The 16,275-nt window shown below is 60.7% G+C and carries 14 protein-coding genes and 1 tRNA gene; 3 read left to right on the top strand and 12 right to left on the bottom strand.

The window, feature by feature from the left end:
- Positions 1-40: 40 nt before the first annotated feature.
- Positions 41-940 carry a LysR family transcriptional regulator gene (locus ABX75_RS19750; RefSeq protein WP_034101101.1) on the bottom strand — a complete coding sequence of 300 codons (900 nt, stop codon included), beginning with the start codon at positions 938-940 and terminating at the stop codon, positions 41-43.
- A gap of 197 nt (positions 941-1,137) precedes the next feature.
- Between ABX75_RS19750 and ABX75_RS19755 the strand changes: the two genes are divergently transcribed.
- Both ABX75_RS19755 and ABX75_RS28625 read left to right on the top strand, forming a co-directional pair.
- The gene (locus ABX75_RS19755) at positions 1,138-2,403 is read left to right on the top strand and encodes an aspartate aminotransferase family protein (protein WP_034101100.1); all 1,266 of its coding nucleotides are present in this window, start codon (positions 1,138-1,140) and stop codon (positions 2,401-2,403) included.
- A 181-nt stretch (positions 2,404-2,584) separates the two neighbouring features.
- Positions 2,585-2,743: a YqaE/Pmp3 family membrane protein gene (locus ABX75_RS28625; protein ID WP_003228885.1), complete on the top strand. Its 159-nt coding sequence runs from the start codon at positions 2,585-2,587 to the stop codon at positions 2,741-2,743.
- Between the two features lie 4 nt (positions 2,744-2,747).
- Here ABX75_RS28625 and pqqE read toward each other — a convergent pair whose 3' ends face one another.
- The 9 genes from pqqE to ABX75_RS19805 all read right to left on the bottom strand — a co-directional run bounded on the left by pqqE (position 2,748) and on the right by ABX75_RS19805 (position 11,647).
- Positions 2,748-3,878, bottom strand: a complete 1,131-nt coding sequence (gene pqqE, locus ABX75_RS19765) for a pyrroloquinoline quinone biosynthesis protein PqqE (RefSeq protein ID WP_047882503.1) — start codon at positions 3,876-3,878, stop codon at positions 2,748-2,750.
- Positions 3,871-4,146, bottom strand: coding sequence for a pyrroloquinoline quinone biosynthesis peptide chaperone PqqD (gene pqqD, locus ABX75_RS19770; RefSeq protein ID WP_034101097.1), 276 nt, complete (start codon positions 4,144-4,146; stop codon positions 3,871-3,873). Before pqqD ends, pqqE begins: the two co-directional genes overlap by 8 nt.
- The gene (gene pqqC / locus ABX75_RS19775) at positions 4,143-4,895 is read right to left on the bottom strand and encodes a pyrroloquinoline-quinone synthase PqqC (protein ID WP_034115287.1); all 753 of its coding nucleotides are present in this window, start codon (positions 4,893-4,895) and stop codon (positions 4,143-4,145) included. Before pqqC ends, pqqD begins: the two co-directional genes overlap by 4 nt.
- 11 nt (positions 4,896-4,906) lie before the next feature.
- Positions 4,907-5,818, bottom strand: a complete 912-nt coding sequence (pqqB, locus tag ABX75_RS19780; protein ID WP_047882504.1) for a pyrroloquinoline quinone biosynthesis protein PqqB — start codon at positions 5,816-5,818, stop codon at positions 4,907-4,909.
- A 71-nt stretch (positions 5,819-5,889) separates the two neighbouring features.
- Complete coding sequence (gene pqqA / locus ABX75_RS19785) at positions 5,890-5,964, bottom strand: pyrroloquinoline quinone precursor peptide PqqA (RefSeq protein ID WP_003194766.1); 75 nt, start codon at positions 5,962-5,964, stop codon at positions 5,890-5,892.
- 174 nt (positions 5,965-6,138) lie between these two features.
- Complete coding sequence (gene pqqF, locus ABX75_RS19790) at positions 6,139-8,493, bottom strand: pyrroloquinoline quinone biosynthesis protein PqqF (RefSeq protein ID WP_047882505.1); 2,355 nt, start codon at positions 8,491-8,493, stop codon at positions 6,139-6,141.
- A 48-nt stretch (positions 8,494-8,541) separates the two neighbouring features.
- Positions 8,542-9,339 (bottom strand): carbon-nitrogen hydrolase family protein, encoded by a 798-nt coding sequence (locus ABX75_RS19795; protein WP_034101091.1) that lies wholly within the window; start codon positions 9,337-9,339, stop codon positions 8,542-8,544.
- A gap of 11 nt (positions 9,340-9,350) precedes the next feature.
- The gene (locus ABX75_RS19800; RefSeq protein WP_034101758.1) at positions 9,351-11,033 is read right to left on the bottom strand and encodes an NAD(P)/FAD-dependent oxidoreductase; all 1,683 of its coding nucleotides are present in this window, start codon (positions 11,031-11,033) and stop codon (positions 9,351-9,353) included.
- A gap of 167 nt (positions 11,034-11,200) precedes the next feature.
- Positions 11,201-11,647, bottom strand: a complete 447-nt coding sequence (locus ABX75_RS19805; RefSeq protein WP_034115283.1) for an Lrp/AsnC family transcriptional regulator — start codon at positions 11,645-11,647, stop codon at positions 11,201-11,203.
- A 243-nt stretch (positions 11,648-11,890) separates the two neighbouring features.
- On the opposite strand from ABX75_RS19805, the gene ABX75_RS19810 reads away from it, so the two are divergent.
- On the top strand, positions 11,891-12,316 hold the full coding sequence (locus ABX75_RS19810) for a VOC family protein (protein WP_047882506.1): 426 nt from the start codon (positions 11,891-11,893) through the stop codon (positions 12,314-12,316).
- 102 nt (positions 12,317-12,418) lie between these two features.
- Here ABX75_RS19810 and ABX75_RS19815 read toward each other — a convergent pair.
- A tRNA-Ile gene (locus ABX75_RS19815) sits at positions 12,419-12,495 on the bottom strand.
- Positions 12,496-12,510: 15 nt separating this feature from the next.
- A complete protein-coding gene (locus tag ABX75_RS19820) occupies positions 12,511-16,254 on the bottom strand; it encodes a bifunctional diguanylate cyclase/phosphodiesterase (protein WP_047882507.1) in 3,744 nt (1,247 codons plus the stop codon).
- Positions 16,255-16,275: the final 21 nt, after the last annotated feature.

A 16,275-nucleotide genomic window follows, 5' to 3' on the forward strand; every position in this document is an offset into this window, starting at 1 on the left:
AGCCCCGCTTCGGCGGGGTTTTCTTTTGCCCGCGAAAAAGTCAGGCGGGCGTCTGCGGGGCATTCATCACGTCTTCGAGCAAGGTGCGCAACAAGGCCATCGTTGCCTGTTGGCGCTGCACATCGCGACACACCAGGCCGACTTTCAAGGGCACCCGTGGTTCGCTCAATGGTTTCCACAGCAGTGACTGACTGTTGTGTTCGTCCTGGGAGCGTCCCGGCAGCACGGTGGCCAACCGGGTGTGCGGCAAGCTGTCGAGAATCCCCACCATGGTATTGAGTTCGGCCTGTACCTGCGGGCGCCGCCCGAGGTTAGCAAGTTGGCCTTGCCAGATTTGTCGGATCTGAAACTCTTCCCCCAGCAGCAACATCGGCAACTCAGCCGCCTGTTTCAGCGACACTTTCTTGAATTCCCGCAAAGGATGATCCTCAGGGATCACCACCTTCAGCTCATCTTCGTACAGCAACACGCCTTGCAACCCCGGCTGACGCGGCGGCAGGTAGCTGATGCCGATGTCCAGCGAGCCGTTGAGCAGTCGCCGTTCAATCTCCAGCCCGGTCAATTCGTAGATCTGCACCACCAGATGCGGTTGGGCCTTGCGCACCCGTTCGAGCATCTGTGGCACCAGGCTGGTATGCACGGTCTGCAGCACGCCGATGGCCAACGTGCGCAATGCCTGGCCTTTGAAGTTGCGCAACGCTTCGACGGCGTGTTGCATGCCATCAATCAGCGGCAGTGCATGGTTATACAGCGTGTGCGCCGCCAGCGTCGGCAGCAGGCGTTTGCTGCTGCGTTCGAATAGGCTGACGTCCAAGTGCTGTTCCAGATGGCGGATCTGCTGCGACAGCGCCGGCTGGGAGATCGAGAGACGTTCTGCGGCCCGCCCCACATGGCCTTCTTCATACACCGCGACGAAATAACGCAGTTGCTTAAAATCCATAAGGTTTGCTTATCGAAAAAGCTGGAAAAACGAAATGGCCGAAGGCCGCCGAGGCGCCTAGTCTAGCGCCTATTCGCAGGGCTTACAGGGCCGGATCGTGCAATGAGCAGCGTTCTTTTTAATAGCGTTTACATAGGCAACTCAAAAAATATCCAAGTCGTGAGTGGACAATGTCCGCTTGCTGTCGGGGGTGAAGTGTGAATCTGTTTACCTTACGCCGGCCCGCGCCTAGCCTGGATGACTTGGTACTGGATTCGACGCCCGATGAACCGTCCAGTGATGCGCTGATGCCCACCGTCGCTAAGCCCCCGCAAGTGTTCGTACGCGGCCAGGGCTCTTGGTTGTGGGACAGCGACGACCGCGCCTATCTGGATTTCAGTCAGGGCAATGCTGCCAACAGCCTTGGTCACAGCCCGCAGGTGTTGATCAACGCCCTGGCCGACCAGACCCAGGCATTGATCAATCCCGGCATGGCCCTGCACAACCGTGCGCAACTCAACTTGGTCGAACGCTTGTGCCATCGCACGGGCAGCGACCAGGCCTACCTGCTTAACAGCGGCGCGGAGGCGTGTGAAGCGGCCATCAAACTGGCGCGTAAGTGGGGCCAACTGCACCGCGGCGGGGCCTATCGCATTATCAGTGCGAGCAACGCTCGACATGGCCGCAGCTTCGCGGCACTCGCCGCCTCGTCGGGCGCCCAGGAAAACCGCTTTGAGCCGCAATTGCCAGGCTTCAGTCATGTGCCATTCAACGACTTGCCGGCATTGCACGCGGCGGTGGACGCTCAGACGGTGGCGATCATGCTTGAGCCGATCCAGGGCGCCGGCGTGGTGCCCGCCAGCGAGCACTACCTCAAGGGCGTCGAACGGCTGTGCCGGGAGTTGGGGATTTTGCTGATCCTCGACGAAGTGCAAACCGGCATCGGCCGTTGCGGAACACTACTGGCCGAGCAGCACTATGGCGTGCGCGCCGACATCATCACCCTGGGCAAGGGCCTAGGCGGCGGCGTGCCATTGGCGGCGCTGCTGGCGCGTGGCAACGCGTGCTGCTTCGATGTCGGCGAGCTGGAAGGCACCCATCATGGCAATGCGCTGATGGCGGCGGCCGGTGTCGCCGTTCTCAACAGCGTGCTGGAACACGGTTTTCTTGAGCAGGTGCGTGAGACCGGCCTCTATCTGAGCGAAGGCCTGGCTCGCCTGGCTTACCGCTATAACCATGGCGCCGTGCGCGGCCACGGCCTGCTATGGGGGCTGACGTTGTCGGAAGACTCCGCGGATGCAGTGGTCAACGCGGCATTACATGAAGGACTGATCCTCACCGCGCCACAGCCCGACTGCCTGCGCTTCACCCCCGCGCTGACCGTGAGCAAAGGCAACATCGACGAAATGCTCCTGCGCCTGGCCCGCGCCTTCTCCCGCGTGCGCACCGCGCAATTGCAGTGCCGCAAAGGCATTGCCGTTTAACCCCAATTCCTGAACCGTCTCGCGGTATACGCAACGCCCCCAGCCTGATTCTTTTGGCTGGGGGTGTTTTTTTTGCCTGATCGTTAACGCATGGCTTCGTGCCAGATCCACTGAACCCTCACGAACACCCAAGGTCGATTAGCTACACGGCTCGCACGAGCCGATTGATTGGAGCTGACCCATGGATTTCATTCGTATCATCATCGCCATTCTGTTGCCGCCATTGGGTGTGTTCCTGCAGGTAGGTTTCGGCGGCGCGTTCTGGCTGAATATTCTGCTGACCCTGTGCGGTTACATCCCAGGCATCGTCCATGCGGTGTATATCATCGCCAAGCGTTGAGGCTTCAGCCTTTCGCGATGAGCCGTGAGTTGCGCTCGTTGCGGAAGGCCAGTTGCTCGATGGTCTGGGTGGCGTGTTCGGCTTCTTCCCGTGCGTCGAGGATGATGCCGTGATGCTCGGACTTGCTGCACACCGGATCGGCATTGCTGGCATCGCCCGTGAGCATGAACGCCTGGCAGCGGCAGCCACCGAAGTCTTTTTCCTTCTCATCGCATGAACGACACGGCTCGGGCATCCAGTCGTAGCCGCGAAAGCGATTGAAACCGAAAGAGTCGTACCAGATGTGCTGCATGCTATGGTCGCGCACATTGGGAAATTGCACCGGCATTTGTCGGGCGCCGTGACAAGGCAGCGCAGTGCCGTCCGGCGTCACCGTCAGAAAGATACTGCCCCAGCCGTTCATGCAGGCTTTCGGGCGCTCCTCATAGTAGTCCGGCGTTACGAAGATCAATTTGCACGGATGGCCTTCGGCTTCGAGCTTGGCGCGGTATTCATTGGTAATGCGCTCGGCGCGTACCAGTTGCTCCTGAGTCGGCAACAGACCCACACGATTGAGCTGCGCCCAGCCATAGAACTGGCAGGTGGCGAGTTCGACGAAATCCGCTTCCAAGGCGATGCACAGCTCGATAATGCGGTCGATCTTGTCGATGTTGTGCCGATGGGTGACGAAGTTCAGCACCATCGGATAGCCATGCGCCTTTACCGCGCGGGCCATTTCCAGCTTTTGCGCAAATGCTTTTTTCGAGCCGGCCAGCAGGTTGTTCACCTGTTCGTCGCTGGCCTGGAAGCTGATCTGGATATGATCCAGACCGGCGTTCTTGAAGTCGCTGATCTTCTGCTCGGTCAGGCCGATGCCGGAGGTGATCAGGTTGGTATAGAACCCCAGCCTGCGCGCTTCGCCGATCAGCTCCGCAAGGTCTTGGCGCACCAGCGGTTCGCCCCCGGAAAATCCCAGTTGCGCGGCGCCCATCTCGCGGGCTTCGCGAAACACCTTGAACCATTGCTCAGTGCTCAGCTCCTTGCCCTGCTCGGCGAAGTCCAGGGGGTTGGAGCAGTACGGACATTGCAGCGGGCAACGATAGGTCAGCTCAGCCAACAGCCAAAGCGGCAGACCAATCGGCGGTTTCTCAGGCAAGGGTAATCCAGTGCTCTGCACGGGCGACCTCCATGAATTGCTCGATGTCGTCACCCAGCTCTGGCACGCCGGGGAACTGTTTATCCAGCTCGGCGATGATCGCCGCGACGTCGCGCTCTCCGTCGATCAACCCCCCGATCAACGCCGCGCTGTCGTTGAGCTTGATCATGCCCTCGGGATAGAGCAGCACGTGACCCTTTTGCGCCGGCTCGTATTGGAATCGATAACCCGGACGCCAGGTGGGTGTCTTGCTGCGATCAAAGCTCATAGGGTGATCCCTTTATGCCACACCCGCTGGTCGGTCACGCTATGATACGGCGGGCGGTTCAGTTCATAGGCCATGCTCATGGCGTCCAGCATGCTCCACAGAATGTCCAGTTTGAACTGGAGAATTTCCAGCATGCGCTCCTGGCCCTCACGGGTGGTGTAGTGCTGCAGCGTAATCGCCAGACCGTGTTCCACATCGCGGCGAGCCTGGCCCAGACGGGTACGGAAGTATTCGTAGCCGGCCGGGTCTATCCATGGGTAATGCTGTGGCCAGCTGTCGAGGCGCGACTGGTGGATCTGCGGCGCGAACAGTTCGGTCAGCGAGCTGCTGGCCGCTTCCTGCCAGCTGGCGCGGCGGGCGAAATTGACGTAAGCGTCCACCGCAAAGCGCACGCCGGGCAGTACCAGTTCCTGGGAACGCAGTTGGTCGGGGTCCAGACCCACGGCCTGGCCCAGGCGCAGCCAGGCTTCGATGCCGCCGTCTTCGCCGGGCGCGCCGTCGTGGTCGAGCAGGCGCTGGATCCACTCGCGACGGATTTCACGGTCCGGGCAGTTGGCCAGGATTGCGGCGTCCTTCAGCGGAATGTTCACCTGGTAGTAGAAGCGGTTGGCAACCCAGCCTTGGATCTGCTCGCGGGTGGCGCGGCCTTCGTACATCGCCACATGGTAGGGGTGATGAATATGATAGAAGGCGCCCTTGGCCCGCAGGGCCTGTTCGAATGCGTCGCGCGTCAGCGGTGTATCAGTCATTTCGCTTGCTCCTACAATTCAATGCTCATGCCGTCGTAAGCCACTTCCACATTGCGCCGCGCCAGCTCGGCCCGCTCGGGGGAATCTTCGTCGAGGATTGGGTTGGTGTTGTTGATGTGGATAAGCACCTTGCGCTGCTGTGGCAACTGCTCAAGCACTTCCAGCATGCCGCCGGGGCCGCTCTGTGCCAGGTGGCCCATCTCGCGGCCGGTACGGGTGCCGACGCCACGGCGCTGCATTTCATCGTCGTCCCACATCGTGCCGTCCACCAGCAGGCAATCGCTGCTTGCCATGATGTCGAGCAATGGCGCGTCGACTTTGCCCAGGCCCGGGGCATAGAAGAGTTTGCCGCCGGTGCGCAGGTCTTCGACGATCAGACCGATATTGTCGCCCGGGTGTGGGTCGAATCGGTGCGGCGAGTAGGGCGGCGCCGCGCTGCGCAACGGCAGCGGAGTGAAACGCAGGTTGGGGCAAGCCGGGATGGTGAAGCTTGCATCCAGCTCGATACGGTTCCAGGCCAGGCCGCCGTTCCAATGGGTCAGCATGGTGAACAACGGGAAGCCGCTGCTCAGGTCCTCGTGGACCATGTCGGTGCACCACACTTGATGCGGGCAGCCCTCGCGCAGGCTCAGCAGGCCGGTGGTGTGGTCGATCTGGCTGTCCATCAGGATGATCGCGCTGATGCCGGTGTCACGCAGGGCGCGGCCCGGTTGCATGGGCGCGAAGCCTTGCAGTTGCGCACGAATATCCGGCGAGGCATTGCACAGCACCCAATTGACGCCGTCATCGGAAATCGCGATGGACGACTGGGTGCGCGCTTGGGCCCGCAGGCTGCCGTCACGAAAGCCTGCGCAGTTCACGCAATTGCAGTTCCACTGCGGGAAACCGCCGCCGGCGGCGGAACCTAGGATCTGGACAAACATGGTCGCTCCATCAAGCAAAGCTCAAAACAAAAACGCCCCGGGCGAACCGAGGCGTTGTAATACCCAGCGGATTAACGGCTGGCGAAGTACATGGTGACTTCGAAACCGATGCGCAGATCAGTGTAAGCAGGTTTGGACCAGGTCATATTCTTACTCCTACGAAGGGATGGGACGTTTACTACCAAGTAATACATATAGTCCACCTCCTGTCGGAGATGTTCAGATGCGTGCGTGGGAATGTTACTTAATTCTTTTCAAGTTAGCGCTGTCTTGGTGGAAAAAGGCTGTTACAGGGGCGGCAATGATCAGTTATTGAGAGGTCAAGCGTTCGCTGTGTGTGGGCCGTTGGCCACGCAGTGCCAGCCACCAGCGGCGTGGTTCAGCTGCTGAGCGGCGCGCTGCAGGTCTGCGTGCGTGCAGTCACGGATATGTCGTTGAAGCAGCGCGAGATAATCCGACGGATGGCCCGCCAGGTGCGAGTGCCAAATCAGTTGCGACGCCTGTGCGGTGGGGAGGGTATCGACAGCGAACTGCTGCGCCAGGGCCGCGTTGCCCAAGTCGGTGTCGTCTTCGATCAGCTCAGGCAGCTGCTCCAGGAAACTGTGCAGCTGCTGCACAATTTCATCCAGCGACAGATGGGGCGATTGCACGCCAAACAACAGGCCGGTCTGCCCGCTGATCTGTCGGATACCACTGAACACGGCGTAGCCGATCTGCTGTTCCACCCGCAGGCGTTGGTAAAACGGCCCCTGGACCCGATGAGCGAGCAGGCGCCACGCGGCTTCATCCGCCAGGGAAGGGCTGGGTGTCGGACAGAACAGCAGCAGGGCTGCTTCGCTGGCGTCAGTGTTGACCTCATGCCATACGCGTTGGCCTTTGAGGTCTCGGGTGTGGCGTTCAATGCTCGTCGGTTGCCCCGGCAGTCGCGCGGCCGCTGTCTTTATCAGCGCCTCGCACGCCGGCGGCAAACCTACTCCCAGCCCATGCCAACGCGCGGTGTTCCAGGACACGGTGTCATGTGCATCTGCGGCCGTGGTCTCTGCGCAGCAGGCGGGCAGCGCTTTAAGCAGCGTACGAATGGCGAGCAGCGGCGGCGTGGTGTCGGGTGTTTCCTGTGCTTGCGTCAGATTTTGCGCTAACGCTTCAAGTACCGTCGGCATGAGCGCGTGAAGCCCGACCAGACTGACCCGCCAATCATGGCCGATCGTTTCAACGGTCAACTCAAGCCCCGCTTGGCGAGCGTTTTCGCTCAAAGCATGCAGCGCACCTTCCAGCCCGGACGGCGCGCGCGAGTCAAATCGCCAGTTCAAGTACAGCGCACCTTCCTGGCTGTCTATGGGTAGGGCCTGGCTGAAGGTCAGCGCGGCTGCATCCCTACGGCCCCGCGAGCGGTCCTGGGCAAAGGTGCGCAAGCCGCGATGGGCGCTGGTCTGGCCACGAATCAAGCCGGCGCGTTGGTCTTTGACCGGTGGGCGCAGGAAGGGGTTGTGGGGGGGCAGTTGCCATAAGTGCCGAGCGCATGGCAGGTGCAGTGAATCCAGCAGCGTGCGCAGCGCGGTGATGTCCTGATCCGACAGGGCTTCGCGGTCGTTGCGGGCCAGGGCCAATGCGCCCTGGACCTGCCGCTGGCGCGCGGTCAATCGGGCGAACTCTTCGCGCAGTGACGTCCAATCACTGTGTGCGAAAAAGCCCAGCCAGTCGTGCAGCAACGCTTCAACCTGAGCTGCCGGCTCGCCTGGCTGGCTGAGCGTAACGTCGATGTCCAACAGCGCCTGCCCGGCGAAGTGATAGAGCACGCTGGCGTGCAACGCGGTGGCCAGGCCTTGGGCTTGCAGTTCGGCCAATAGGCCGCCGGGCGCTGGGTTGTTGAGCCAGGTGCACAGGAACTCCAGGGCTTCGCGTGGTGCGTTGCAGGCGATGACGTGGTGCAGATGCTGTCCGGCGACATGGCGATAACCCTGGGGCTGGCTTTGCATCAGGGCTGGTGGTGCCACCTGTGATTGTCCGGAACCGGGGACGATGATTTCGCCGAAGCGGTGCGCCAGGGCTTGGAGTTGATCCAGCGGTTGGGGACCGGCCAGGCTCAGTGTCATCTGCCCGCTCTGATAGAACTGCGCGTGAAATGTCCTCAAGCCTTGCTGAAAGGCCTCGGTTTCCAACGGCAGGCTGTCCCGGTTGCCGGCATGGAAGTCGCGCAGCGGATGACCGTTCGCCACACCTTCGAGCAAGGCCACTTGCTGCTGGGCCTTGGCGTCTTGGGACCAGGCCACGAACTCCGCTTGCAGCACTTCGCGCTCCCGTAGCTGATCGTCCAGTGCCAGGCGTGGGCGCGCCAGCATATCCGCCAACCGCTCCAGCCCTTGTGCAACGTTCGACACCGGCAGTTCGAAGAAAAATTCGGTGGTGCGTTCACGGGTGCTGGCGTTGACCTGTCCGCCATGCTGCTGCACGTAGGTCATCAGCCCTTCGCCTGTCGGAAAGCGCTCAGTCCCCAGGAACAACAGGTGTTCCAGAAAGTGCGCCAACCCCGGCCACGCCAAGGGCGCATCATGGCTACCGGCGGCCACCCGCACCACAGCGGCGCAGCGCTTTAAATGGGGTGCAGCGTGCAGGGTGACACGCAGGCCGTTGGCCAGAGTCAGGGTGGCAGGGTGAGGGTAGGCCGGGGCGGGCATGGGCACTTCCAAAGCGTGGGAAGCGCTCATGCTAGCAAACCTGCGGGATCAGGGCTTGTGCAGCGTGCCGTACAGCTCGGGGCGACGGTCCTGCAAATAGTCATTGGCCATGCGCGCGTTGAGGATTGCCTGGTGATCCAGGGTGCCGACAATCAAGGCCTCATCCAGACCTGCGAGGGCGATGCGCTCGCCATTCGGTGCTGCCAGGCTGCTCTGCCCGCAATAGTGAATGTCCTCTTCGTTCCCGCAGTAGTTGGCGTAAGCCACGTAGCACTGGTTCTCGAAGGCCCGCGCTCGCACGGTTACGTCGGCGACGAAATCGAACGGCACCATATTCGCGGTGGGCACCAGAATCAGTTCGGCGCCGGCCAGGGCCAGGCGCCGGGTGTTTTCCGGGAACTCCAAGTCGTAACAGATCAGCATCCCGAGCCTCCAGCCGTTGAGTTCCACCAGCGGGAAATCATCGTCCCCGGCACTGAACATCGAGTGGTCCAGATCGCCGAACAAATGAGTCTTGCGGTAATTGCACAGGCGCTGACCGTTGGCGTCGATCAGTTGCACGGCGTTGTAGATCTGCCCGTCATTGGCCCGTTCCGGGTAGCCATACAGGATGGCCAGGCCGGCGTTTTGCGCCAGCTTGGCAATCGCTTGCGCCGAGTCCCCGTCCGGCGCTTCGGCCAGCGCCCCGGCGGCTTTGGCCCCGATGTTATAGCCGGTCAGAAACATCTCCGGCAGCACCAGCACATCGGCGCTGCCGGACGCCTCGTGCGCCACGGTGTGCAAGCGTTTGAGGTTCGCGGCCACATCCAGCGGCAGCGGTGGGCATTGGTAGATCGCGACACGCATGGCCTGGCTCCTTAATCGGCGAGGGCGATTGGTCCGATCTCGTCGAACACATCACCTGGCCCCGGGTTTTCGGGGTGAGTGCGACCGCCAAAGTGATTCATGATGCCCCATACGGCATTCAGTGAGGTTTGTACCGCGCCTTCCACCCACGCGGGTGTCCAGGACACGTCGTCCCCGGCGATGAAGATCCCGCGTTGTTCGGCAGGCATGTCCTTTTGCATAAAATGCGCATACATGCGCTGGTTATAACGATAGTGCCCAGGCAGCGCGCCTTTGAAGGCACCGAGGAAATGCGGGTCGGCCTCCCAGGACACGGTGATCGGGTCGCCGATGATGCGCGCCTTGATGTCGACTTTCGGGTAGATCTTGCTCAACGCGTCCAGGGCCAGTTTCACCCGTTTATCGATGGGCTGCGGCAGCATCTTCAGCGCATCGCTCATCCACGAGTAGGACAGGCAGATCACCCCAGGCTTGTCGTCGCCATTGTCGAACAGGTAAGTGCCCCGGGTCAGACGGTCGGTGAGGGTCATGCTCATCAGGTCACGGCCGGTTTCCGGATCTTTGTCCTTCCAGAACGGGCGGTCGACCATCACGAAGGTTTTCGAGGACTGCATGTAGCGAGTGCGGTCCAGTGCCATCCACATCTTTTGCGAGAACAGGGTTTCATCGCACTCGATCTGGGTGGTCAGCAGCCAGCTCTGGCAGGTGGTCAGCACGGCAGCGTATTCGCGGGTGTCGCCGTAGGTGTCGGTGACGGCAAAGCGGCCATTGGCGGCGTGGGCGATACGCTTGACCCCAGCCCGTGGCGCGCCACGGTGCAGTGTGCTGAGGCTGGTGCCGGCCGGCCAGTGGGCGCAACGTTCCGGCACATGGCGCCAGATGCCCATGGGCACCTGGGCCACGCCGCCGACCACCAGGTGCTGGTGGTCGTCGCAGTTGGTCATCACCACGCGGAATATCTCCAACATCGAGTTGGGGAAGTCCGAGTCCCAGCCTCCGGTGCCGAAACCGACCTGGCCGAACACTTCGCGGTGGTGAAACGACAGTTTGGCGAAGGCTTTGGAAGTGGCGACAAAATCATAAAACGTGCGGTCGTCCCACAACGGCACCAGCTTGTTCCACAGGGCCTTGAGGCGCGGTACGTCGCGGTCGCGGATGGCCTGCTGGATATCGCCGAACTGCGAACCGGCCTCCAGCGCATCGGCCCAGGCGTCAGCCACTTCCTGGAACAGGGCCGGCAGATCCGACAATTTTTGTGCGTAGTGGGTCTGACCTTCAAGGTCGATCACGGTACTGCCGGAGGCGGGTGTCAGTGGGTTGGGGAACGGTTTGGTGTCCAGACCCAGTTTGTCTACATAGTGGTAGAACGCGGTGGACGACACCGGGAAGCGCATGCCGCCGAGTTCGGCAATGATGCCTTCGGCCCCTTCAAACGCCTGGGAACGCAAGCGGCCGCCCATTTTCGAGGCTTCATACACCACCGGTTTGAGGCCCAGCTTCATCAGCTCGTAAGCCGCAACCAGCCCGGCGATGCCGGCGCCGACGATCGCCACCTCGGCGCCATGGTGTTCGGCGGGAATGCTGCCCAGGCCGGCCGGATGTTCAATCCAGTCATCGAATGCAAACGGAAAGTCCGGGCCAAAGATGGTGATGGGTTTTTTGCCGTCGGCAGGGTGGCGATTGGTCTTGCTGATGGTGCTGGACGGAATGCTCATGGCTGACCTTACTGACGGCTTGGCGGGACGCGACCCGCTGAGTATAGGAAAAGATGGCAGCCAGTTTAGGGACGGTTGTGATCGTTAATAAGACGCAATGTGTCGTCGGATTGGATTGATTTTAGTCAATATGACGAGATGATTAGTCAAATTGGCTGGCCGCGATCCAATTTGTTACTGAGGATGATCGACGTGGTGGTTTTCTCCACACCGTCGACGCTGCCGATCTGGTCCAGCAGTTGGTCCAACTGTTCCGGCGAATCGGTGCGCAACCACGCCACATAATCGAACTCGCCGCTCACCGCGCACAGCTGTTGCACCTGAGCCATGGCGCTGAGCCTGCGCAGTACTTCTTTACCGGAGCGCGGCTGTACGGTGATGCCAACATAGGCCTGCAGGCCGCCATCCACCACGCGCTGGCCCAGGCGCACGCCATAACCGGTGATCACTTGGGTTTTCTCCAGGCGCGCCAGGCGCGAGGTGACCGTGGTGCGCGCGATGCCCAGTTGGCGGGCCAGCATGGCCACGCTTTCGCGGGCATTGATCTGCAGCGCGGCGATCAGTTGGCGATCGATTTCATCCAGGACAGACAAGGGCAGAACTCCAGTGAAGGCGGCGATGGGCGGGCATGTTACAGGCTTGCGCCGGCCAGCAAGTAGCCTGGTGGCCGCAAAGGTGCCATGGCGAGAGACCGAGACGAGGGCTGCGACTCGCGCAGCTTCGGCCCCTTAAATCATCGAAATTATTTGAGCTCGGCGCGAAAACTATCGTCTTTTCATCGGCGGGAGCAAGGCTAAACTCCCAGGCATTCAAAAATCCAAAAGAGGGTTGACCTGATGGCACTCGCTCCTTTTCACCTGGCAATTCCTGTATTCGATCTGGCGGCCGCGCGGTACTTCTACCGTGAGGTCTTCGGCCTGGAGGAAGGGCGTTCCAGCGAACACTGGGTCGACTTCAACTTCTTCGGCCATCAACTGGTGATCCACGAACACCCGCAGACCGCGTCCCAGCAAGCGGCGCACACTAACGCAGTCGATGGCCACAACGTGCCCGTGCCGCATTTTGGTGTGGTGTTGGGGTGGGAAGACTGGCATGCCCTGGCCGAGCGCCTGCAAGCCAGGCAGACGAAGTTCGTGCTGGAACCGCATATTCGCTTCAAGGGGCAGGTGGGGGAGCAGGCCACGTTGTTCCTGTTTGATCCGTGCGGGAATGCACTGGAATTCAAGGCGTTCAAAGATATTGGGCAGTTGTTTGCCAAGTGAGCTATGGACGTTTTGTGGACGGTGTCAGGCTTTTTGAGATTATTGGCTGCTATTTATCAAACGCCAGATACGCGAAAGCCGCGCAATGCGCGGCTTTGGAGTTGGTGGGCCCACACGGACTTGAACCGTGGACCAAAGGATTATGAGTCCTCTGCTCTGACCAACTGAGCTATAGGCCCTTAACAGGTCGCGGATTATAGCGATGGTTTCCTCGCTGTGCTATCCGAAAAGTCCTCAACTGTCATACGAAGGAACGTGGCGGCAAAAAGCTCCGGCGGCAAAGGCAGGCTGACGATGTAGCCTTGCATCTGTTCGCAGCCTTCGTCGGCAAGGAAGGCTTGTTGTGCGGGGTTTTCCACGCCTTCGGCAATGATGGTGAATTGCATGCTGTGGCCCAGGGCGATGATGGCGCGCACGATGGCAACGTCGTGGGGGTCATCGGGCAGGCCGCGGACGAAGGATTGGTCGATCTTAAGGAAGTCCAGCGGCAAGCGTTTGAGGTAGCTGAGGGAGGAATACCCAGTGCCGAAGTCGTCGATCGCCAGTTGGACGCCCAAACGTTTGAGTTCGTGCAGCACATCGAGGGCTTCTTCGGCCTGGCTCATGATGAAGTTTTCGGTGATCTCCAGTTGCAGGCAGCCGGGCTCCAGGCGGTAGTCGTGCAGCAGTTGTTCGATGCGCGGCAGCAGGTTGGGATGACGCAACTGTGCGCCGGCGAGGTTGACCGACAGCGGGCCGAAATCATCGAACGTGCCTTGCCAGGCGTGAAGTTGGCGGCAGGCTTGTTCCAGCACCCAGTCGCCGATTTGCAGGATCATGCCGTTCTCTTCAGCGAGCGGGATGAAGTGTTCGGGCGGCACGTCGCCAAAGGTTGGGTGGTGCCAGCGGATCAAGGCTTCGGCGCCGATCAGGGCGTGGGTCTTCAGGCAGAGTTTGGGTTGGTAATAGAGGCTGCACTCATTGCGTTCGATGGCGCGGCGCAGCTCATGTTCCAAGGCTACGCGCTCCTTGGCTTGAACCGTGAGGTCGCGGGTATAGCATTCGACACGATTACGCCCCTTGGCCTTGGAGCGGTACATCGCGGCATCGGCGTTCTTGACCAGAGTGGCGACGTCGGTGCCGTCCTGGGGATAGAGGCTGGTGCCGATGCTGGCGCTGATAAAGAACTCATGCTCGCCGGCCTGAAACGGCGGCGTGAAGCATGCCAGCAGTTTATTGGCCAAGTGCTCGGCATCGCCTTCATGTTGCAGGCCGGGTAACAGGATGATGAATTCGTCGCCGCCCAGACGCGCGACGGTGTCGATGTCGCGCAGTTGCTCCTTGAGGCGCAGCGCGATGCCTTTAAGCAGCAGGTCGCCGACAGGGTGGCCGAGACTGTCATTGATGTGCTTGAAGCGGTCGAGGTCGAGGAACAGCACAGCGCCTTGTTTGCCGGTTTGCTGATGGCCGTTGAGCGCGGCTTGTAGCCGGTTTTCAAACAGCGTGCGATTCGGCAGGCCGGTAAGGGGGTCATGATGAGCTTGGTAGTCGAGTCGGGCCTGGGCCAGTTTGAGGCTGGAGATATCGGCGAACACCGCCACGAAGTGAGTGACGACATTCTCGCGGTTACGCACGGCGCTGATGGTCAACCAACTGGGGTACAGCTCGCTGCTCTTGCGCCGGTTGGAAATCTCGCCCTGCCAATGGCCGTGAGAGGTCAACTGATGCCACATCGCCGCATAGAAGGCACTGTCATGCAGACCGGAGGCCAGCAAGCGTGGTGTTTGGCCAAGTGCTTCGGCCTCGCTGTAGCCGGTGATCTCGCTGAAGGCGCGGTTGACGGCGATGATGTTCTGCCGAGTGTCGGTAATCAGTACGCCTTCAGCGGTGCTCTCGAACACAGTGGCGGCCTGCTGCAGCTTTTCTTGCATCAGCTGGCGTTCAGTGATGTCCCGGGCAATGGTGAGCATGCAGTCCTCGTCGCCAATGGGTAGCGGGCGGCTGGACAATTCGCACAGACGTATCAGGCCGTCGGCACGGCGGATATGACAGATGAAATCGCGCACAAACCCGTCGCGGCGCATCAGTTCCAACAGGTGTTTGCGTTCATTGAGGTCGACCCAGATGCCCAGCTCCAAGGCGGTCTGATCGATGGACGTGGCGGCGGTGAAACCGGTGAGGCGACTGAAACCTTCGTTGAACTCAATCAGCAGCCCGTCGCGCTGGCGGCTGAGCAGCAAGCCATCGGGCGAGGCATGAAAGGCCTTGGCGAATTTCTCCTCGGAGGTTTGCAGCTGTTGCTGGGTTTCCTTGAGCTGGGTGATGTCGCGCACCACCACGACGATGGCTTCCACCATGTCGAGCTGGAATGGCTCCGCGGAAATCAGCCCGGTGAAGGCTTGGCCGTTGCTGCGTCGAAAGGACATTTCCAGATTGCGAATGCTGGTGGTCTGCACCCGATGCAGCAAGTCGGGCCCTGCGTCGTCGATGCCCCAAATGTTCAATTCAGTGGCGGTTTTACCCAGTACTTGAGCAGCGCTTAAGCCGATCTGGTCTTCAAACGCTTTATTGACCTCTAGCAGGCAACCATCGCTGAAACGGGCGATTACTAATATGTCCGGGCATTGTTGGAACACCGAAGCGAACTTCTGCTCGGACAGCTGCAGCGCCTCTTCGGTGCGCTTGGCTTCGCTGATATCAATCATCAAGCCGCGCAGGACGGGCTCATGGCCGTGTTCGATCAGGCTAACGATGTCGCGTACCCACAGGCAGCGGCCGTCGGCAGTGATTACGCGGTAGTCAACGCTGTGATCGCGCTTGGCGCGGGTTTCACGGTGGCAATAGGCTTCGGTGCGGGTCAGATCGGCGGGGTGGATGATGTTGCGCCAGAACCCTGGAATCAGCCAATGGGCGCGGGGATAGCCCAGCAGTTCCTCGGCGTGGGGGGACACATAGCTGTAGGTAAAATCAGCGATGCTGGCTTCCCAGGCAATGGCCGACAAACTCTCCACCAGGCTGCGGTAGTGGTATTCGCTACTGCGCAGTTCTTGTTCAAGCGCGACGCGGCGGGAAATCTCCGAACTGAGCCGGCGATTGATCCGAATCGCGATGATCAATACGGCGCTCATCAACGGCAGTGCGGGCAGGCCGTATAGCAGCAGATCGTTCCAGAAAGTGCGGTTATCCGAGAAATTACCCACCCAGTGTTGCTGGATCGCGCTGGTTTCGTCAGGGCTGAGGTCCGCCAGTACTTTGTCGAGGATGCTCACCAGTATCTTGTCGTTCCGTGGTACCCCCATCGCCAGTTGGTAGCGGTAGGGCGTTTCACCACTGACATATAAGCCTTCAAGTTTGAGTTCGCGCAGACTCCAGACGCTGGAGGCCAGGTCGCTGACTACGGCGTCCACCTTTCCGGTGGCCAGCGCCTGGAGCGTGGAGCTGACATTGGGCAAGGCGACCAGATTGAGATCGGGATGATGGGTACGCAGTAATTCATGGGGGGCGTAGTTTTCCACTACGGCAATTTTTAACCCATAGAGCTCCTTGAGCGTGCGCGGGCGCGTCCCACCTTCGTGAGCAAGGATGACCATTGGAAAGTCGATGTAAGGTCGAGTGAAGGCCAGGAAGTTCTGGCGCTCCGGTGTGGACATGACGCCCGGTATGAGATCGAGTTGACTGTTTCGAGCCTGCTCCAACACCTGGCCCCAGCTCGCCGGCTCGATCAGTTTAATCTTGATGCCCAGGCGATCCTGAATCAGGCGCACATAGTCCGCAGCCAGGCCCTGGTAGTGGCCATTCTCGTCACGATATTCGAAGGGAGGCCACGAAGTGTCCACCCCCAAGCGCAGCTCCTGATGGTCCGCCAACCAGCCACGCTCATCTTCAGTGAGAGTCAACGCGCCAGCCGTTGCGGTCCAGGTCAGCAGCGACAGCAGTATCACGGTCGGCAAACTGGGCATAACGGTCTCGTTATGGCACGG

The sequence above is a fragment of the Pseudomonas sp. ARP3 genome, from assembly GCF_001029595.1.
Classification (GTDB): Bacteria; Pseudomonadota; Gammaproteobacteria; order Pseudomonadales; family Pseudomonadaceae; genus Aquipseudomonas; species Aquipseudomonas rhodesiae.